Genomic DNA, 18,156 nt, shown 5'->3' on the forward strand with positions numbered 1-18,156 from the left:
CCGGCAACGGGACCCGATAGCGGACGCTTGCGTCTCTTACACGGACCACGCGGCTGTGCGCCCGGCCTCCCGTCACCAACGCGCGCCGGACAGCCTCCCCAACGTGCATCCCGTCGACATCAACCCGCTTTGCCCCAGCGCCGCGTCAGTCCAACACCGCACGCGACCTCTTCAATCCCCATAGCGCTAAAGGTTCCGGCCGCGCCGGAACACTCCGCGGTTTCCTCCCTCGGGGTTTGTACGACGCCTGCCCGCATGCGCCTGTGGCGTGCGCTCATATCCGTGGGTCAAGGGCAGGCATCCTACAAACCTAAACAGAAGCAGCCTGGCGCGAACAGAGAGGGCACGGCCTCTTTCGAAGGAAAACAGGACGAAGGCCATGAACTCGCCGAATCGCTTAAGTATCGCCGCATGCTTGGCGTTCGCGGCGATACAACCGGTGTCCGCCTCGCCGACAGGCGAGGAACTTCTGCGCGCATGCAATGCGGTCGTGAAGCAACTGGATGGGGCTGAGCTTTCTCAGGAGGATATGGCGAGCGGGCTGTGGTGTACAGGGTATCTTTCCGGTTTTGTCGATGCGGTCGCCCTAACTCCGCCGGTTGTATTGGGACAGCGCGCCGTCTGTTTGCCGACCGATGGCGTTTCGGGCGGCCAGCTTGCCCGAATCGTGACGAAATGGCTACGCGAGCACCCGGAACACCTTCACGAGAGCGGGCGAACGGAAACGCTGCTTGCTCTCTCGTGGGCGTTTCCCTGTCAGTAAGAAACCAACGGAAAACACAGACATGGTTATCGCTCGATTGAAGGCACTGGAGCCGTCAGAAAAGCTGTTTTACGGCATCGCAGCCGCGCTGCTGGTCGTGGGCGTGTGTCTGTATCTGCTGACGCATCAAAAGACAGTCGATCTGGCCGCAGGGGCGGCGACGTGCTCGGTGGATGCCGGCCACACGAAGGCGAACGCCGATGGCTCCGTTACGATCCTCAAAGGCGCGATCGTCGAGTGCGACCGCGACGTGCCCGCCGCATCGTCGGCGCGATTCACGCTTAAACAGCCGAGTTGAGCGCGAACACACTGGAAAACAATATGGCTACTGATGGGAATAATGGCAGGCCGACGAATAACCGCCGTCCGGGCGCGGGCCGTTCCCCCCGCCCCATTTTGCCGTTCTGGATCGGGGCGGTCCTCACACTTCTGGCGCCGCCATCGATTGTGCTGAGCACTGCGAACACGCAAGCCGCGTGGATTACCGCAGTGTGCTGTCTGGCCTTTACGTTACTGACCAGGGCAGAGGACCTTGCTGAACTTTCATTGGGCCCGCTTAAGGCAAAGATGCGAGAACAGGTTCGCGAAGCTGCCGCCACAGTTGCCGAACTCAAGGCGGTCGCCGCGTCCGCCGCGGCTGCGAACCTGACCATTCTAATGTCCGGGAACTTCATGGGCGGCGCAAGTCTGCGAAGCCGTTTGGAGTTGTTTGACCGGATCGTATCGTCGCTTCGTGAGGTTGGCTTTACTGAGGATGAACTGCACGCGATCACCTCTGATTGGCGAAAAGGAATGGGGCTCATCTACCACCGAGCAATCAGCACCTGTGTGCTTGGTCGCACAAGCGCCAGCGACCACTCTAATGCCGCATCGCCGGAGCAACGTCGGATCGCAGACGCGTTCCAAGAGCTTTGCATATTCGAACGTTGGGAAGTGCCGAGCCCCGAGGAAATGAGACGATTCCTGGCAGAGCGCCGAGTCATCGGCGACGCGGTTAATGCTTGGATCGACGACTATCGGCACTATCTCGACACGGGTGAGATAAGACGCAGAGATGTGTTCGTCCTTCAGTGACGGTCACGAATAGGAAAACGCCATGATCGCACTTACCGATTTGATTGCAGCGCAGTCGGACGAAACCTACGAAGAACTGCGCAAGCAGTTTCGCGAGGAGCGGGCGATCGCCAAGACCGATGCAGATGTTCTCACCGACGAGCTGCGCAAGTGCACCGATCCGTCCGGCCATCCGCTGCTGCGTGCCGACGAATACGCTGACCTCGCGGCAGGCCACCAGCGGGTCCGGAAGCTTAACTAACGCAACGGAAAATTCACGGCTACTCTTGAAATAACCGCATACGAGGGCATCCCCGGTGATGTTGTCAACATCGACATCCATATCTACCATAGCATCAGGAGTTCACGATGAGATCCGCCTTGCTGGCTCTTTGTACCCTCTGGCTATTTTCTACATCAGCGGATGCGGCGTCTATTCACATGGTTTGGAGAGGCACCTGTACGCGTCCGGGCAAGCCTGACGCGAATGGTGTTGTTTTGACGGTGGATTACGTGCTACCGAAAGGACCATCCACGGGAACGTTGGGCGCCCATGATCCAGACAGCGGGGAGTTAGTCACAAATGCTTTGTCACGCGTCATTTTGGGAACAGATAACGTTTTGACGTTTGATGCCCCAGGAATCTTTCGGAAGCAAGACGTCACCCGACACTACGTCGCGATCACGAACGACAAAGGTGTGACCATGCACGGTGCTTTGTCGCAGGACGGCACGCAAGAACCGGCGGAATGTCACTTTAACCGTGACCAGCTTATTCTGGTTCCTTAGGCGCGATATAGCTAGGAGTTGGCCGACTCGAAACGGCCACTCCAACGCCTGAATTGAAACGGAAAACGGCATGCTAGAACACCGCACACTTTTGAGCTTGGCCTGCGATCTCGTATTCCTTTGGGGATGGTTCGCTGTCTACGAGCGTGTCGTACCGAATAGCGGTGTACGTCGGATCGCGGGCATCGCTGGCTGGCTCTCGGCGTTGGTCGGATATGTCGAACTGAGCGCGAGCATTTTCACCCGATGGGAAGCGTCTTACCATTTCGACGCGTGGGCGATGCCGCTCGATCTGTTCGAGAAGTTCGGCGTGCTCGCCGTCATCGCTGCCACCGCGCTCATGGTTATCGCGAATCGTGGAAATGGACGCCATGCGGCCACGGTCAATTGACGGCCAAACTCAACGGAAAACGGGAAAAATCCCGCTGCCGTTCATCGTATGCCAACGATGCAGCGAACGGCAACGGGTAGCAGGCAGCAGGGGAATGCGCCGGCCGAAAGGATCATGATGCAACTGCGGCCCACGACCTTCAATCCGATAATTCGGAAAACAATGGACAGCACGACGAACACACCCGCGCTCGATCTGACAGCGGGCCTCACCGACAAGCAGTTGGCGCTGCATCCTATTTGTGGAGCATGCGGCTGGCGGAAGGGGGTATCGACTCTTGGAGCGGCGGCGCTTGCAAGTGCGGCCACAGCGCACCGACGTTTCGTGATTTACTCAAGACGCAATGATCGCTGACGACAAGGAAAACAGGGAAATCCCCTCATGACGCCAATTGATTTGCTGATTACGAAGCATGGCTATGCCTTGCAGTGCTGGTACGACCGCTATGGTCGCGGTGTTTGGGCGTTGATCGGGCCTGTTTCCGCACACCTCGACGTGATTCGAGATACCACGGAAGGCGGCGACGCCGAGAGCGTATCGATCGGCGAATATTTCGGTGACGCTGGCGCTTGGTTGCCTGTCGTCACCGCGTCGACCTGGACGGCGGCTATCCAAGCACTGGATCAAAAACTGTCTGGCGTGCCTGAAGACCAGTTGGGGCGCGATACTGAGTGGGGCGACGCGGTATTCCGCGCATTTGAGCGCGTGGTTGAGATTGGTCCAGGAAACTTGGGCTTGAACGATGACGCGCGCGACGATGAAGCCCTGCGCGCACCTCAAGTCGCATAAAGCTCGAACCTGTCGGAAAACTGAATCGTGACCAAACGAGTCGTGCATCAGATCATGATAGGCGGTCAGTCGGGCGATTCCGGATCGCTGCTGGAGAAGCTGAACGCGGACGAGCGCAGGGCGCTAACCGAATGGTCCGGTGCGCAGCCTCGCAGGAACGGCGCTGTCGATCTTATGCGCTGGCCTGGTTGGAACGACGCGGCACTGCGAATACAATCGGACACGCAGACGGCGTGGGGGCAGGCGCTCGACGTAATCGACCGCGTGAAGTCACGCGGTCATGAATGACCCGGAAAACTGCCACCCCTCAAGGGTGTACCTCATGCTGAAACGTCTCGTGAAGTTCCTTGGTGAGAGGAAATTTGCCATCCAGCAGGTGAAAGTCGTATCCGTTGGAATCGAACATGGCAAGAGTGTCGGCACCGTGATTGGTTCGCACACAATGGCGATGCGCTTGGAAGACGCGCCTTTCACGCCAAACCAAGGGGCGCCGCTGTGCGGGTACATCTACGGCTTTGCAGACGTTGTTTGTCAGCACGTGGGGTTGGAGCGCGGCGGCCTCGCTTCGGTAAATGCGGCGATTACAGCAGTGAACATGGCTGTCCCCAACGAAAAGGCACGCCAGATGATCGAACTGTTCTTCGTGAATGGCGAGCAAAAATCGGAATTCGAGCGCGGCATGCAGTTGGGAGCAGCCGGTGCAAACGGCTTCTTGAACAAGGAGCGTTGGTCCGACGGACTTCGAGCCGTAGTGCGGCCCCTTGTTGGCGAACGCTGAATCGAAAACTATCGGAAAACTATGAACCAGCAAATCAAAACGTCGGTGGTGCCAGAAGAGGGAGACTATCAAGTCCGGCACGAAAATGGGTCGATTTTCGACAACTTCCCATCTGCCGACGATGCGGAGGCTGAGGCGATCGCGGCCGCCGGCAAGATTGGCGGTGCGTCGATCTGGCGCTTCGATGGGATCGATAAGGAATGGCAGCGCGTTCTATGAGCGGGACGGAAATTGGCACATGGAGATCAAGTGGCGGCATTGCGCGTCGTATAACGACGCCAGAGACTACTCCGGAGTAATTTACCTTCACGAGTGGATGGTAAGCCTTTCTACTGGGGTAAGGCGCACAACAGCTTCTTCGGCGGTCACAAGCGGACACGGAACGGCCTAACAGCGACAGGGCGATACGCGAATGGCTACCGCCACTGGATAGAGGGGTGCTTGCGGCACGGAGCGCGTCTCTATATCGGTGTTCTAGACAGGGATATCATCGAACGTATCGATGAAATTGAGCAACACCTTGTTTCGACTTACCCGAGCGAAATGAACCGCAGGGTGACGTCTGGCAATTGCGTTGTGCTTGTGCACACAGGAGACGTACCACTCTGCCTCGGGCACGTCGACCCGCGCTCTTAACAGGAAAACGACTGTGACAATGATCGATGAGGCGCGTCGCTATCGCGAGCAGGAAGCGCTTGTTGGCAAAGGCGGCGTCGTGGTGTTTTTCCAAGGTGACGTTCAAGGCTGGGTGAACCAACTGCGCAACCCTGAGCATTGGCAACCCGGCTGCATCGCGGTCGATGAGCAAGGTCGCATGTGGACGACTATCGCGGGTAGCGAGCGCGACGGCGCGCTGATGTGGCTCGCGAATCACGAACTGTAGGAAAACATCATGACGCCCTTCCACACAGCATACTGTTGGCGGCAGGAAAATGGATACGTCGGTCGCGGTGGTGTCGTCGTGCTCTTCGACGGCCAGGTGCAGAGTTGGGTGAACAAGCTCCGCAATCCCGAGCACTGGCAACCGGGGTGCATCGCGGTCGATGAGGACGGCCACATGTGGACGACCATCGCAGGCAATGAGCGTGACGGCGCGCTGATGTGGCTCGCCAGTGACGAACTATAGGAAAACACCCGGCGCGAGCGGCGCGCCCCGCATCGGCCGGTTGCCAGCCTGAGGATGCACTGTGACGAACGAAGAAGCGCTAACAATGTTGATCGACGGCGCGCTCGCGGCGATCGATGGCAAGCAGAAAATCGATCGTGCCGTCGAATTCTTGCAGCGGCAGCTCGCTACCGAGCGGTTCAACACAGATCGCGCGGTCGAAGTGTTCAAGGTCGCCGTAGACAATGCAGTCTGGGATGTGATTAGGAATTTGCCAGCGCGAGCGGCTATGCGTCGCGATTACATCAAGAGCGGTCTTGGAAAGGCGTACGCGCTGAAGCTGACAAAGGAGTTCAAGGAGCAAACAGGCGCAAAGGATCAACGCCCGGCCCGGAAGTATCTTAGATTTCTTCTCGGTGCATAAGTGGTTCGGCCTGGTCGGCTGGACGCTCTCAATCAACCGAAAGCGCCCCGGACTACCCGGCGCAACGGGCGTGGCGCGATCGCGGCGAGAACGGTATCGCTCCGTAGGAAAACGGGGAACAGCTGGCCGGCGCTGGCGTTGAGGAAACTGGAACTATGGACACTAAAGGCTATATCGAGTTGATCGCCGCAGCGACAATCCCGCTGGGATTTGCGTTGGTGATGTGGCATCGTTTCGTTGCGAACAAAGCGATTGGCGCACGCGTCATACAGTTGGTCGCCGTGGTGATGTTGATCCCAGTAATATTGATTCTGGCACTCGAAAGAATCCTTGACGGTGCGACGCTCGGCACGTTGATCGGCGGTATCGTCGGCTATCTGCTCTCCGGCATCTCGGAATTTGATCGTAGCCGTAACAACGAAGGGCAGTAGAGAGAAGTCGTAAAAGCCGCGTGCGCGGCGCAATGTACAAAAGGACGCAGAATGATTATCAGGATTGAGGTTTCAGACGCAGACCTTGAAGCGATGGAATGTGATTCCCTCGAAGAGTTCGAGGAACAGATTCGCAATCAACTCGATAACGGCGTCGTAACAAGCGACGGCGGCGCTGGAGCCGACTGGATGGCTGAGTACGATCTCGAGATTATCAAGGTCGATTGAGACCCATCGGAAAACGCGATGCAAATCACGCTCGACACGGCTAAGACGATCTATCGCAACGCAATCGATCCGCGCACAAGCGACGGCGAAGGCGCGGCATGGTGGGATGAGGTTGCAGATGAAGTCTGCGCTGTAATCGCAGCACGCTCGTTGCGCGAGGCGGCCGCAGTGATCGAATGGTGGCATCACGACTGGACAGAGGTATCCGACGCGCCGCGCGATGCGGCTAAACGGATTCGAGAGGCCGGCCGAGCGCTGCGCCGCGACGCATAGGAAGTCTGACGTGACAATGATCGATGAGGCGCGTCGCTATCGCGAGCAGGAAGCTCTTGTTGGCAAGGGTGGCGTCGTAGTTTTGTTTCAAGGTGAGGTTCAAGGCTGGGTGAACCAACTGCGCAACCCCGAGCATTGGCAACCCGGCTGCGTAGCGGTCGATGGGCAAGGTCGCATGTGGACGACTATCGCCGGCAGCGAACGCAACGGCGCGCTGACGTGGCTCGCGAGTCACGAACTGTAGGAAAACGACGGCAAGCCGTCTTGGGAGAGCGACAATGAAGACAGTGCTGTGAACGAACAATAGAGTCCGACACAAAACAATAGACTCTGACACGAGACAATAGTGTTCGACACAACCAGGCGGCGTCTTGCATCCGACGGCGAACGCGGCCGTCGTCTGTCACGACGGTGGGATAATCGACGCAAAATCATACTTGTCAGGCGCATACATGCCCCATCCTGATGCTGTTGGCTATCTTTCTGACCTCGCCAAGGAAATCAAAGTCGCATGGTTTGACATGATCTGCGACCTCGCGGCGGGCGGTGGCGCCGACCTGACTGATCAAGACGTCGATGTCCTGTTCGCCATTTTCATCGGGAAAGCGAGCTACGTGCATCCCGTCGGGGCGCCCAGCGGGGCGACAGATCCCTCAGCGAGCGGTCCAGCAGACTTCCTCGAAATGCTCGCCGAATTTTCGAACTTTAAGCTGATCGGCGACGCCCTCCGTTTGGATCTCAAGAAACGTATCACGCTCGTTTTCGGAGCGAACGGAAGCGGCAAGTCTAGCCTTTGCGAAAGCCTGCGAGTACTCGCAAGCCCCGAGGCGCCGACCCGACCGCTCCAAAACGTCCGGAGCGATAGCAAAAATGCTTCAACCTTCAAATTCAAGTTCCGCAGCGATGCAAGCGCCATCAAGTGGCTGCCAACAGTCGGGTACGGGGCGAGGCAGGCAACGGTCAAGTATTTCGATACGGCAATCGCCGCCAAGAACATCAAGAGGGCCGTCGATCCTAGCCGCGTAATCGAAGTGGCACCCTTCAAGTTGTACGTCTTTGAACGAACAGCAGCTCTTACGAGCCGCTTCCGGCAACTACTACAGGAGCGTCAACGCGACAACTCCGAGGCCCTCGCCGAGGCCCTAGAAACCATTCGTGGCGTCTTTACGGATTTCGAGGGTCGTCCACTTGCCACCGTCAACGAGAAAACGCTCGGCCTTCTTGGCGGGGCGATTAAGACAGGCGAAGCATTTGTGGCTGCGGATGATTTGGCGGCCAAACGCGCAGCGGCAGCCGAAATGGAGAAGGCGACGTCTGAAGACGGGTTGAAACTGCTGAAGTCCGAGGAGCGTGAACTGTCGACTCTTTTAGATTCACTCTCCGCGCTCACAACGCTCGCGACTGCCCTCAGGCAGCTCGATCCGTTGACCAAAGCGAAGACCGTTGCGGCGAAGCAGCAGGCGCAAGGGGTCCTCGCCGGCGCCTTGGTCCCCGCTGGGGCCACGCTGGATGCGGTCATTGCCCTTGCCAAGGCTGCGGCCCCCCTCTGTCATCTCGACGCGGCGATGGGAGAGTCGTGCCCTCTGTGCAGGCGCGACCTCGGCGATGCTGAGGCCCGCTTGTTCAAGCAATATAGCGATCTGGTCATTGGCGAACTCGAGCGCGATATCGCAGCGCTGAAGGCGGATCTCTCGAAAGCAGAGAGCTTGGTGGAGCGGATTGGCCAAACGGCGTTTGCGGAATGGGAAAAGAACGTCACTATTGCGCCTGAATTCCTTACCGATGCCATCCGCCTCAGCGGCGACATCATTGGCGGCAGCAGCATGACTGGCGGCGTAGCACCCTCCGCACTGATAGCGCTGGACGACATAGCCACGCTTATCGCCAGCGGGAACCAAGTGCTGGACGCCAAGACGAAGGCAATCGAAGCTGCCGCCGGCGGTCGGAATGAGCTTTTGGCCAAGTTAGCCGCTCTGAAGAAAGAAATCGAGCCGCTGGCTTACGCCGAGGCCATCCAGAAATCCTCGACACACATCGAGGACACTCGCAGGCTCGCCGAGCGTTCGGCTTTCTTCGCAACCGAACTGGCCACTTTTCAGGCGTTGCTCAAACGAATCACCAATGCCTCCAAAAAAGCTCACGAGGATCTGGTCGTAGCGGACTTCGAGGCACGCCTGAACGCCGAATATCAAAGCCTTACCGAACGTGACATGACCACCTTCGGCGTTACGCTCACACGCAGAGGTGCTGACGCGTCGGTAACCGTGTTGCCCCAAGTCGGCGGAAAAGATATAGAGGGCGTCCTGAGCGAAGGCGAGCAACGTGTCCATGCGCTGGCACTGTTCTTCGCGGAACTGGAGACTTGCCCGCAGTCGGTCATCGTGTTCGACGATCCGGCATCGAGTTTCGACTACAACTTCATCGGGAACTACTGCGTGCGCCTTCGCGATTTCGCCAAGGCGCATCCAGAGCGGCAGATTGTTGTGCTAACGCACAACTGGGAATTCTTCGTCCATCTGCAGACCATGCTGAACACAGCCAAGCTGAGCAACGACATGTCAGTTCAGGTTCTTGAAAACTGCGCTACGGTTGACGAATACAGCGAGGACGTAACGGTACTCAAGACGGAAATCGAAGCCATCTTGTCCAAGGTCGGTGAGCCCTCACGATTCGAGAAGGAAGGAATGGCGGGTAACATGCGTATTCTCATCGAGGCCATTGTCAATACCCACGTCTTCGCAAAGCAGCGGCATCAATACAAGCAGAAGAGCCAGCCGGTCTCTAATTTCGACGATTACACGAAGCTCGTGCCACTGTTGCCCGCCGAGGCGGTAGCGTTGCGCGACCTGTATGCGAAGCTGAGCGTCAGCGAACATCACGACCCGAGGAACGCCTATGTCAATACGGACAAGGCGACGTTCCATTCGCGCTATGACGAAATCAACTCCATCGAAGCGGCCATTGTCGCTCGCAAGTAGATGCTGGAGTTGTCGGCAAATCGTATGGGTTGTGCCGTCAAAATTGGTTACCGACGAGTTTGGCCAAACAGTAGACGTCCGGCTTTACCAGCCGGTATGACCGAAGAGGGACGGCCCGAAAATTTGTGTCGAACTTTGTTGTTGCAAGATCTCTGATTCGATCAAGTTTCGTAGTGTTTGTGTCAAACTCTATTTCGTTGGGGCGCAATCGCGTGCCTCGCTAGACATCGGATTTCATTGGGTACGTTGGGCGTTGTTGCAAAACCCGAGGCGCTTCGCGAGGGCTTGACGTTTACGCGCAACGATCGGGTTATCCAGGATGTTAACTTCGCATCGAACTGCGTAGATTCTCGATTTTTTCCCCGAGAAGATGCGCAAGGACGAACGCAAAGCAAGTGAGCCCAAAGGGGTGTACCGCGTCAGGAACTGGCGGGAATACAACGCCGGTTTGATCGCGAGAGGTGACGTGACCATGTGGATCGACGAAAGCGTACTGGTTCAGGTTTCCGGGGCTGGCCCGGCCAGGTGCGGTCGGCCGCGTGTCTACAGCGATGCAGTGATCCAGATGCTTCTCGGGCTCAAACAGGTTTTTCATCTGCCGCTGCGCGCTCTGCAAGGCTTCGCGCTCAGTCTGCACAAACTCGCCTACCCGGGCTTGCCGGTGCCGAACTACACGACCCTGAGCCGTCGCGCACAGACCCTGAAGGTCGTACTGCCAACGCAGCGCCCCGATGAACCCTTGCACCTGGTGATCGACAGTACTGGCCTGAAGGTGTACGGCGAGGGTGAGTGGAAAGTGCGCAAGCACGGCTATTCGAAACGCCGGACATGGCGAAAGGTCCATCTTGCGATGGACACGAACACCGGCCAGATCTGTGCTGCGCTGATGACCCATCAGGACGAAGGTGATGGCGAAGTGTTGCCGGATCTGCTCGACCAGATTCCGGCTGATGTGGTGATCGATACCATCGGCGGCGATGGTGCCTACGACACCAGGCCGTGCCACGCGCAGATTGCCGCGCGTAGCGCGACCCCATCGATTCCGCCGCGCGAGGGAGCGAAGCCCTGGCCAGATAGCACGCCCGGCGCCGCCTGGCGCAATGCAGCTATCGACGCTATCGGGAGAAGCAGTAGGCGCGAATGGAAACTGGCGACTGGCTACCACCGACGCTCGCTTGCCGAGACCTTGATGTACCGGCTCAAGGTACTCACGGGTGCCTGCCTGTGGGCTCGTGAAACTGGATCGCAGGCGACCGAAGTATCGATTCGTGCGGGCGTGCTCAACCGCATGACGGCACTCGCGCGCCCGCAGTCCGTCCGCATTGCCTGAGATCGAAGACATGGAAGTCATTTCGTTCTTACGCTATTTATGCAACAAGGCCGGTACGTTGTGTCAAAGTCTATTGTTCGTTCACACGAGATGTTGGATCGACATTGCCACCACAATCAACGACGTTGATGTAACAGGTTCGTATAGCCTCGACAACGACGGCTGGATGACAGTGAGGATGAACGGAGGTGCGCCAAAGCTCGCTCACGGCGGTCCTGCCGCCGAAGGCGTTGCTCGGATGATTCTCCGCGAGTTGTATGGCGAAGCTAATCGGGCGACAGAATAGGAGAGCCGGGGACATGATGCGGGTGTATCGAATAGCAGATCAAGGCACAATGCGAAAGTCGGTAACGAAGGTGCTCCTATCGAGCACAGTCCTTGTCGTCTCGTCCTTGACGCTTGCAGGCCAACAGACACTGCCGCAGTTCGATTCATCCACTGAACGTATCAAAACTGCGAGCGCTCAGCAGGACCAGCAGAGTCGCTTGGTCGTTGTTTTCGGGACCGCTTTTTTTTACAACGATTCCGGAGACATGTTCACCAACCGCCATGTCATAGACAACTGCGATCCGAAAACGATAAAGGTCAGGATAGAGAACGGCAGGCTTCTTCCTGCGAACGTTATTGCAAAAAGTGATCGGTACGACTTGGCAGCGCTCTCCACAAAGTATCACACAGACGTCTTCGGCGCGATCAGAGTCACGGGGGACGGGCACACCTTGATCCCGGACGGAATCGAAGACATTTTCTCAGCAGGATTTTCGTCGCCACTCGAACGAGAGTTTAAGATCACCGCGACGTGGGGACAGATCGAGCCTTGGTTGAAGCCAAACGAGCCCCCGTACCTGCAGCGGATGAGGATGGATGCATATCCCGGTGCGTCGGGGTCTGCGGTGCTCGACTATGCTGGCCTTGTTGTCGGCATCCTATTCGCCGGATCTAAAACTATGGTCGCCGATCCGGAAAAGCTGCGAAGCATCGGATACGGCGACAGATGGATTTATCTGTACGATAGCAACGCCATCGTTTCATTCGCGAATGAACGGAAGCTCCGACTTAGCGCATGGAGTCACTGGCAAAGACAAGATCCGGGTTTCATTATGAGCCATGCGAAAGCGATTTCCGGACTTGTCATATGCGAAGGACACGAAAGCGGTCGCTCGGTCGACGATCGGGCGACCGACCAATGAAGATTGAAGACAGCGGAAAACGTGTGTATGACCTCTACAAAGGAAGCGGCGCGGTCGGACGACGATGAGCGCACGACGGCAACCGGTTTGGCACGCTACGCCTACGAATACATCGACGCGGCGCGACTTGTCGACACGCACCACGGCAAGAGACCGGGATTTGAGTTTGTATCGCCCATACCAGCATATTTTCTTGCGGCGCATGGTATCGAGCTGACACTAAAAGCCTATCTTCGGCATAGGGGCATTGGCGTTCGAGACCTTTCGAGACGGTACGGGCATGATCTGCACGCGTGCTATCGCAAAGCGAAGGAACTCCGCCTCCTAGATCACTTCGCGGAGGATGAGAGGGATACACGGGCGTTGGGGATGTTAGTCGAACTCAATCGAGGGCACGAACTGAGATATATCCGGACGGGGTACAAACAGTTTCCCTCGTGGGCAATCGTCGAGGCGCTTGCAGTCCGACTACACCAAGCGGTCGCCCCGATCGTCGGCTATCACTCGTTCACGGTGCGCTTCGGCGACTACAAGTGAACGACAAGCAACACCAAGGAAAAGCGAATGCAGGGCGAAAAGTTATCGGTGATCCTCGGTGCTTGGGGCGCAGTCCTTTCAACTTTGCTTGCTGGCATCAAGCTATGGGAGATCTGGAGAGACCGGCATCGAATCGAGATCGGCTATAACTTTACGACCGATGAGAGCATCGGCAACAGTATTTCAATTCGAAACCTCTCTGGCCGCGCTTTCATACTTTCCTATTGGGAATTGTTATATGGCACCGGGTGTTGGCCGGTCAGAAAGTTCACCGAGTTGCGGTCGCCAGATTTCGACGTGAGGGACACAAGAATTGAACCATACTCAACTTACACGTTGTGCTTTTGCGACCAAGACTATTTCGGTTCGAGCCCGAAATCCCTGAAAGGCAGAAAAATTTACATTCGGATGCACGTTGCCGGCCGCAGACCAATGGTGAGGCTCGTGTACCCCACGGACAGGTAGGAAAACGCACGATGCGGGACTTCCTTGAAAAGTGTTTGGTCTTCGGCGGAATCGCGCTCGCCTTCTGGCTCCTGACTTTCGACCGACGCAGCCCGAAGCAAAGACGCAAAGAGGACGCGCGACAGCGCGCCTACGACGACGAACGGCGACGCAACGATGACGCAGCCGCGGCTTATCAGGCACAGCATAACCGCCACGATCACCACCGATAGGAAAACGCCGGACGCCCGACCTTTGCCGCTAGCGGCGGCAACCGTGAGTCGTCCGACTCAGTAGCAGCTACACCGAAGGGCTAGAAATGAAAGAGATCGTATTTGTCGTGTTGTCTGCACTTGCCGCTATCGCCGCTCACGCGGAGACGGTTACAGCAAACTCGTCCGCTTCCGCTCACCTAGGATCATCGATGCATCAACAGGCGGCCGAGAAGGTTTATGGCAATCTCCAAAGCAACAGCCTGAAGCCAATCGAACAAGTGAACAGTTCCGCGGACTCGAGGGCGCATCAGGACCCGCTGACGCGTCAACAAGCGATCGAGAAAGTCTATGGGAACCTCCATAGCAACAGTCTAAAGCCAATCAGCCGGTGAAAGTTGGCTGTGACCAGTAGCGTGCCAAAAAGAGCAGGAAAACGCGCTGTGATTTTCGCGGCCGCGAAACAAGGAAACGGTGGGCCGATGCTGATGGCGTCGCCGCCGCCCACACCGTTGAAGGAATAAGGCGAAAATCGTGCAGGAAAACCCGTTCTATGAAGACGCATCTTACGAAACTGTCCGTGATGCGCTCCTGGCTTCCGAGCGAAAGCTTACTGACATTTTCGCACTCCCATCCAACACCACCCTAACCTACGCAAGCCTTTACGGAATGGGCGTTGGTCGGCGCGCCTTGGCTCTGTCATCCGGTTTTCGTGCGATGGTCGAACAACGCAACTCACTTTGCGCCATGCCGATGGTCCGGATGCAACTCGATACCGCCATTCGTTTCTACGCCGGTTTCTTCGTCAGCGACCATCAGCAGTTCTGTCGGGACGTTTTACAGGGGAAGCAAATCGACAAGATGAAGAGCGATGAAGGCGAACAGATGCGCGACCGCTATCTTGTCGAGCGACTCGCAAGGCGCAACCCTTGGATGAAGGACGTATACAAAGCCAGTTCAGGCTACATTCATTTTTCACATCGCCATATCCAGGAAGCCTTCCGAAGCGGCGATGGACCAAATGTCCAGATGGTTATCGGGCCGACCGATTTCGACAGAGAACCGGAGCATTTCCGGGAACCGATGCGTTGCATGCATCACCTGAATCTGATTATAGAATTCGCCTTGCAGGACTGGTTCAAACGGATGTGCGACCCGAACGGTGTCACCGTCTCGGCAAAGGAGCTATGGACAGAGCCTGACGATGAGGCTTCAGACTGAAGCATTGGCCACGCTAGGAACAGCAGCCGTTTAGGCAGAGTGATCGATCGGCAGGGGCTTCAATGGGGTGGCGCATGGGGTTCAGGGCAGTGGCGCTCATTGCTCGCATCATTGCAATCGCATCGGTTTCTCGACAGGCGGTCCCGCGCGGCTGACCATGTGACGAAGCAACACAATTGATCGGAAAACGGAGCGGGTGATGAGACTATCGTGGCGTACAGGCGTGCTTGTGATCGGGTGTCAGGGCGTGCTTGCTGCGCCCGCATCGGCGCAATGGAACGGTCATCTCGCCACGCTCAGCGAGGCGCAACTCGTTTGCCGCAACTTCGATAGTTCGTCGTGCATTCCGTTTCTGGCAGAAGCCGTAGCAGTCAGCGATGTCCTCACATCTCAAGCCGATGTTCATGGCGACCGAAGCAGCGTGTACCTGCCGGGCCCAAACGGGTCGAGTGTGAAGTGTGGCGACGGTTTCTCCCTTACTGATTTGAACGGCGAAGCGCTTACCCATGCGGCGTTGACTCGCGACCCAGCTGTGAATTTCTATTGGAGTAACGCGGTATTTGTCGCGGCATTGGACTTGTGTCGGAGACCGGCACGTTAGAGCGATGGGATCGGTTTGGCGGCAACGCAGGCCGCTTGATTCAACGGAAAATATGAGCCAAGATCAAGACGCGGGCCAACTGCCCGGATGGACATTGCTGCTGCCGCTGGCCGGGTGCTTTGCTGCTTTAGCGATTTTGTGGGCGTGCCGAGACGTGGGCTTGTCGTGGTGGATCGGCGTGTCGGCCGCTATTCCAGTGGTCGTCGGCGGAGTCCTTTTGGAGCGCGCAATCGAGCGCAAGTACCTGCCGTCGCGGCGTCGAAGCTGACAACGCAAAACGGGGAAGACGCTATGGAGCGAGCGATGCCCGACAACAAACTGACAATCGCAGTTCAGCGTTCCCATACTTGGATGGTTGCGTGCGCCGACCTCGTCGACGGCGTTGTGTTCAACACGACGCTGCGCGCGCGCGTGGCCGTCGCGCTTCATCATCTCTGCATTGAGCACCATCAAGCCGGACATGTTTTGGTAGATAACGACGTCCGGGGTTCAGCATTCGCATTGTACCGGCCGCAGTTTGAAGCGTACGTACGGGCAAACTGGTACTACGACTGCGCGACCGACGCAGAGCTCGAGAAGTTTGTTCAGGGTGGCGAGCCACCTAAGATGCACGATCTCGCGAACGACCTTGAGGGAGCACTGGGCCAACCAGGTGAAATCATCCGTCGTGTCAAGGATCAAGCGTGGCGCTCCATGTGTGCCTTTACACACGGAGGGGCAGTGCAGGTCAAGGCGCGTGCTGTTAAGGACGAGATCCGGCAGAGCTTCACAGACGGGCATGTGAGCCAGTTGATCGATTCAATGGCGGTGCTTTCATATCTCGGCGCCCTTGGCATTGCCAAGGTGGCTGATGACGGACAGTTAGCACAGCGATTGAATGAACGGCACCAAGAGATCTATGCGGCCTTGTATGACCGCACTTGATGCCGGAGTTGGTGTAGGCGTAGCGGTGATAGAAAAACCGAGCAAGGAGTAAATCATGGCGATCATCAATGTGCGTGTGCGACGCGGCCCCTTCTCCGGGAAGGCCGAAGACGGTTCGCGGCTCAACATTGTCGCGGGCGTCTATCAAGCCGATCACGCGGGCGATTCGCTCGTGTTCGCCGGTGCCGACAAGCGCACCGGCGGAACCATCACCGTCGATCTTCGCGATTACCCTGAGATCGGCTCATTCCCGGATTCGATCGAACCGAATTCGCAGATCGAGCTGGCGTAACCACGGAAAATACGGCCATGACGGTCACGTTGCACTGTGCTTCTTGTGGACGTCTCGATGGACCCCGGCCGGAAGGGGCGGAATCGGTCGTTGCCGCTGACGGAAAGCGATATTGTTCGTGGTGCGCCGCAGTCCATCAAATCCCGTCTGGTCACCCATACGTTGAAATTCCCAGTCCGGGGCACATGATCGACAGCGATTTTGACGATCCGCTGATGGCATGGAACGACTGCTACGAAACAAAGCCGAAGAAGCGGATATTAAAACGGGCCGCGAAAATAGAGATTAAACGAGCTTGGGCAAACTGGAACGGCGACAAGACGGCTACAGGGGCTGAGTTAAAGTTCTATTCATGGCTTTGGCGGCACCGCCCATACTTCCTCACGTATCGCAAGAATTGTGATCGCTGGCAAGACGTGAAAATTTGGATCATTCAGTACGAGGATGAATGTGCTGCACGGCGCGGTTCACTGCGCTGGGAAAAGCATGGAGCCGGCATGAAGGGAAAGAGCACTTTTTCGCAAGCCGACGCGGCGCGCATTCGGGATCTGTTGCGTCAGGTGCGCACGGCTGCTACCGATGAGCAGAAGAAGTTCCGCGACCGCCTTCGAATCGATGTCGGCTTCTACATCTCCGACTTTACCAAGTCGAACGTCGGTTTCACGGCGGAGGACTTCGACGGCCTGGTGGAGCGAGGGACGATCAAAATCGTATGACACGGAAAACAGATGGGCATGCCGAGATTGAGGGCGTACGCGGTGGAGTTGCACGGGTTACACGTCCTCACGGTCGCGGCGCGCAGCAAGAAAGCGGCGGCAGATTTGCTCGGGACAACGCCGTACATGATGATGCAATGGGAAGGCGGCATGAACGAGTCGGACGAGGCGATTGCTTTGGCTGAGCCTGAGCAACCGTTCCGCAAGCGGCTGACTGGCGACCATACGTGGCAACGAATCGAAGCAGTCAAACGCAACGCTTAACACAACGGAAAACGCCGGCGCGGCCGGCACGAGGACAAGTAAATGGACCACGGGGATTTCGTATTCGACGCCGGAATCGCGGCTGGGTGCAACGGTAACGCGTCAGGCGACAAACCTTATATCCGGTGGTTTTGCCGGGAGGCAGTTGCTCGTGCAGAGCATGCGGCGGCGCAAATTCGCAATGTCGCGACCTTGCGAGAGTGGGGCGACATCGAGACGGTCAAATGGCGTCTGGAGTCATCGTGGGCGTTGCTGAGGGCGCTGCAAGACACCCTCTCCGAGCTGGCTTGCGCCGCGCGGCTTAAGCCTGACGTTAGCGCTCCATTTTCTGAGGCTGCGGAGCGCGTTTCCAGCGAATTCAGCCGCGTTGAGCGCGATTATGCGCGCGCGAGTGCGTGGTTTAACGCAAGGACGTAAGGGAAA

At 57.4% G+C, this 18,156-nt stretch carries 31 protein-coding genes; 30 read left to right on the forward strand and 1 reads right to left on the reverse strand.

The window, feature by feature from the left end; translation table 11 throughout:
- Positions 1-379: 379 nt before the first annotated feature.
- From OKW39_RS21740 to OKW39_RS21845, 22 genes are all read left to right on the forward strand, one after another.
- On the forward strand, positions 380-763 hold the full coding sequence (locus OKW39_RS21740) for a Rap1a/Tai family immunity protein (protein WP_429563599.1): 384 nt from the start codon (positions 380-382) through the stop codon (positions 761-763).
- Between the two features lie 22 nt (positions 764-785).
- Positions 786-1,061 carry a hypothetical protein gene (locus OKW39_RS21745; RefSeq protein WP_429563600.1) on the forward strand — a complete coding sequence of 92 codons (276 nt, stop codon included), beginning with the start codon at positions 786-788 and terminating at the stop codon, positions 1,059-1,061.
- 23 nt (positions 1,062-1,084) lie between these two features.
- Entirely contained in the window at positions 1,085-1,837 is a 753-nt protein-coding gene (locus OKW39_RS21750) for a hypothetical protein (protein ID WP_429563601.1), read from the forward strand.
- A 22-nt stretch (positions 1,838-1,859) separates the two neighbouring features.
- The gene (locus OKW39_RS21755; RefSeq protein WP_429563602.1) at positions 1,860-2,078 is read left to right on the forward strand and encodes a hypothetical protein; all 219 of its coding nucleotides are present in this window, start codon (positions 1,860-1,862) and stop codon (positions 2,076-2,078) included.
- A 107-nt stretch (positions 2,079-2,185) separates the two neighbouring features.
- Complete coding sequence (locus OKW39_RS21760) at positions 2,186-2,605, forward strand: hypothetical protein (protein WP_429563603.1); 420 nt, start codon at positions 2,186-2,188, stop codon at positions 2,603-2,605.
- A 70-nt stretch (positions 2,606-2,675) separates the two neighbouring features.
- A complete protein-coding gene (locus tag OKW39_RS21765) occupies positions 2,676-2,996 on the forward strand; it encodes a hypothetical protein (RefSeq protein WP_429563604.1) in 321 nt (106 codons plus the stop codon).
- Positions 2,997-3,377: 381 nt separating this feature from the next.
- Complete coding sequence (locus tag OKW39_RS21770) at positions 3,378-3,785, forward strand: hypothetical protein (RefSeq protein ID WP_429563605.1); 408 nt, start codon at positions 3,378-3,380, stop codon at positions 3,783-3,785.
- 27 nt (positions 3,786-3,812) lie between these two features.
- Positions 3,813-4,073: a hypothetical protein gene (locus OKW39_RS21775; RefSeq protein WP_429563606.1), complete on the forward strand. Its 261-nt coding sequence runs from the start codon at positions 3,813-3,815 to the stop codon at positions 4,071-4,073.
- Positions 4,066-4,563 carry a hypothetical protein gene (locus OKW39_RS21780; RefSeq protein WP_429563607.1) on the forward strand — a complete coding sequence of 166 codons (498 nt, stop codon included), beginning with the start codon at positions 4,066-4,068 and terminating at the stop codon, positions 4,561-4,563. The genes OKW39_RS21775 and OKW39_RS21780 overlap by 8 nt, the downstream gene beginning before the upstream one ends.
- Positions 4,564-4,584: 21 nt before the next feature.
- On the forward strand, positions 4,585-4,782 hold the full coding sequence (locus OKW39_RS21785) for a hypothetical protein (protein ID WP_429563608.1): 198 nt from the start codon (positions 4,585-4,587) through the stop codon (positions 4,780-4,782).
- Between the two features lie 436 nt (positions 4,783-5,218).
- Entirely contained in the window at positions 5,219-5,446 is a 228-nt protein-coding gene (locus OKW39_RS21790; RefSeq protein ID WP_429563729.1) for a hypothetical protein, read from the forward strand.
- A gap of 9 nt (positions 5,447-5,455) precedes the next feature.
- Entirely contained in the window at positions 5,456-5,689 is a 234-nt protein-coding gene (locus OKW39_RS21795) for a hypothetical protein (RefSeq protein WP_429563609.1), read from the forward strand.
- Positions 5,690-5,750: 61 nt separating this feature from the next.
- On the forward strand, positions 5,751-6,092 hold the full coding sequence (locus OKW39_RS21800; protein ID WP_429563610.1) for a hypothetical protein: 342 nt from the start codon (positions 5,751-5,753) through the stop codon (positions 6,090-6,092).
- A 155-nt stretch (positions 6,093-6,247) separates the two neighbouring features.
- Positions 6,248-6,523 (forward strand): hypothetical protein, encoded by a 276-nt coding sequence (locus tag OKW39_RS21805; protein WP_429563611.1) that lies wholly within the window; start codon positions 6,248-6,250, stop codon positions 6,521-6,523.
- Between the two features lie 51 nt (positions 6,524-6,574).
- Positions 6,575-6,751: a hypothetical protein gene (locus tag OKW39_RS21810; RefSeq protein WP_429563612.1), complete on the forward strand. Its 177-nt coding sequence runs from the start codon at positions 6,575-6,577 to the stop codon at positions 6,749-6,751.
- An 18-nt stretch (positions 6,752-6,769) separates the two neighbouring features.
- Entirely contained in the window at positions 6,770-7,024 is a 255-nt protein-coding gene (locus tag OKW39_RS21815) for a hypothetical protein (protein ID WP_429563613.1), read from the forward strand.
- 16 nt (positions 7,025-7,040) lie between these two features.
- Positions 7,041-7,268 carry a hypothetical protein gene (locus OKW39_RS21820; protein WP_429563730.1) on the forward strand — a complete coding sequence of 76 codons (228 nt, stop codon included), beginning with the start codon at positions 7,041-7,043 and terminating at the stop codon, positions 7,266-7,268.
- Positions 7,269-7,476: 208 nt separating this feature from the next.
- Positions 7,477-10,002: an AAA family ATPase gene (locus OKW39_RS21825; protein WP_429563614.1), complete on the forward strand. Its 2,526-nt coding sequence runs from the start codon at positions 7,477-7,479 to the stop codon at positions 10,000-10,002.
- Between the two features lie 370 nt (positions 10,003-10,372).
- A complete protein-coding gene (locus OKW39_RS21830; protein WP_429290972.1) occupies positions 10,373-11,332 on the forward strand; it encodes an IS5 family transposase in 960 nt (319 codons plus the stop codon).
- A 10-nt stretch (positions 11,333-11,342) separates the two neighbouring features.
- Complete coding sequence (locus tag OKW39_RS21835) at positions 11,343-11,618, forward strand: hypothetical protein (RefSeq protein WP_429563615.1); 276 nt, start codon at positions 11,343-11,345, stop codon at positions 11,616-11,618.
- Between the two features lie 13 nt (positions 11,619-11,631).
- Positions 11,632-12,522 (forward strand): S1 family peptidase, encoded by an 891-nt coding sequence (locus OKW39_RS21840; protein WP_429563616.1) that lies wholly within the window; start codon positions 11,632-11,634, stop codon positions 12,520-12,522.
- 27 nt (positions 12,523-12,549) lie between these two features.
- A complete protein-coding gene (locus tag OKW39_RS21845) occupies positions 12,550-13,059 on the forward strand; it encodes a hypothetical protein (RefSeq protein ID WP_429563617.1) in 510 nt (169 codons plus the stop codon).
- Between the two features lie 398 nt (positions 13,060-13,457).
- On the opposite strand, the gene OKW39_RS21850 is transcribed toward OKW39_RS21845, so the two are convergent.
- Positions 13,458-13,721, reverse strand: coding sequence for a hypothetical protein (locus tag OKW39_RS21850; protein WP_429563618.1), 264 nt, complete (start codon positions 13,719-13,721; stop codon positions 13,458-13,460).
- A gap of 101 nt (positions 13,722-13,822) precedes the next feature.
- Between OKW39_RS21850 and OKW39_RS21855 the strand changes: the two genes are divergently transcribed.
- The 8 genes from OKW39_RS21855 to OKW39_RS21890 all read left to right on the forward strand — a co-directional run bounded on the left by OKW39_RS21855 (position 13,823) and on the right by OKW39_RS21890 (position 18,150).
- Positions 13,823-14,110, forward strand: a complete 288-nt coding sequence (locus OKW39_RS21855; RefSeq protein WP_429563619.1) for a hypothetical protein — start codon at positions 13,823-13,825, stop codon at positions 14,108-14,110.
- Between the two features lie 139 nt (positions 14,111-14,249).
- Positions 14,250-14,936 carry a hypothetical protein gene (locus tag OKW39_RS21860; RefSeq protein WP_429563620.1) on the forward strand — a complete coding sequence of 229 codons (687 nt, stop codon included), beginning with the start codon at positions 14,250-14,252 and terminating at the stop codon, positions 14,934-14,936.
- 653 nt (positions 14,937-15,589) lie between these two features.
- Positions 15,590-15,805, forward strand: coding sequence for a hypothetical protein (locus tag OKW39_RS21865; RefSeq protein ID WP_429563621.1), 216 nt, complete (start codon positions 15,590-15,592; stop codon positions 15,803-15,805).
- A gap of 35 nt (positions 15,806-15,840) precedes the next feature.
- Positions 15,841-16,461, forward strand: a complete 621-nt coding sequence (locus OKW39_RS21870; RefSeq protein WP_429563622.1) for a DUF6988 family protein — start codon at positions 15,841-15,843, stop codon at positions 16,459-16,461.
- Between the two features lie 55 nt (positions 16,462-16,516).
- Positions 16,517-16,753 (forward strand): hypothetical protein, encoded by a 237-nt coding sequence (locus OKW39_RS21875; RefSeq protein ID WP_429563623.1) that lies wholly within the window; start codon positions 16,517-16,519, stop codon positions 16,751-16,753.
- Positions 16,754-16,938: 185 nt separating this feature from the next.
- The gene (locus OKW39_RS21880; RefSeq protein ID WP_429563624.1) at positions 16,939-17,469 is read left to right on the forward strand and encodes a hypothetical protein; all 531 of its coding nucleotides are present in this window, start codon (positions 16,939-16,941) and stop codon (positions 17,467-17,469) included.
- A gap of 12 nt (positions 17,470-17,481) precedes the next feature.
- The gene (locus OKW39_RS21885; RefSeq protein WP_429563625.1) at positions 17,482-17,733 is read left to right on the forward strand and encodes a hypothetical protein; all 252 of its coding nucleotides are present in this window, start codon (positions 17,482-17,484) and stop codon (positions 17,731-17,733) included.
- A gap of 42 nt (positions 17,734-17,775) precedes the next feature.
- Positions 17,776-18,150 carry a hypothetical protein gene (locus OKW39_RS21890; protein ID WP_429563626.1) on the forward strand — a complete coding sequence of 125 codons (375 nt, stop codon included), beginning with the start codon at positions 17,776-17,778 and terminating at the stop codon, positions 18,148-18,150.
- Positions 18,151-18,156: the final 6 nt, after the last annotated feature.

This window comes from Paraburkholderia sp. MM6662-R1, assembly GCF_050436245.1.
Classification (GTDB): Bacteria; Pseudomonadota; Gammaproteobacteria; order Burkholderiales; family Burkholderiaceae; genus Paraburkholderia; species Paraburkholderia tuberum.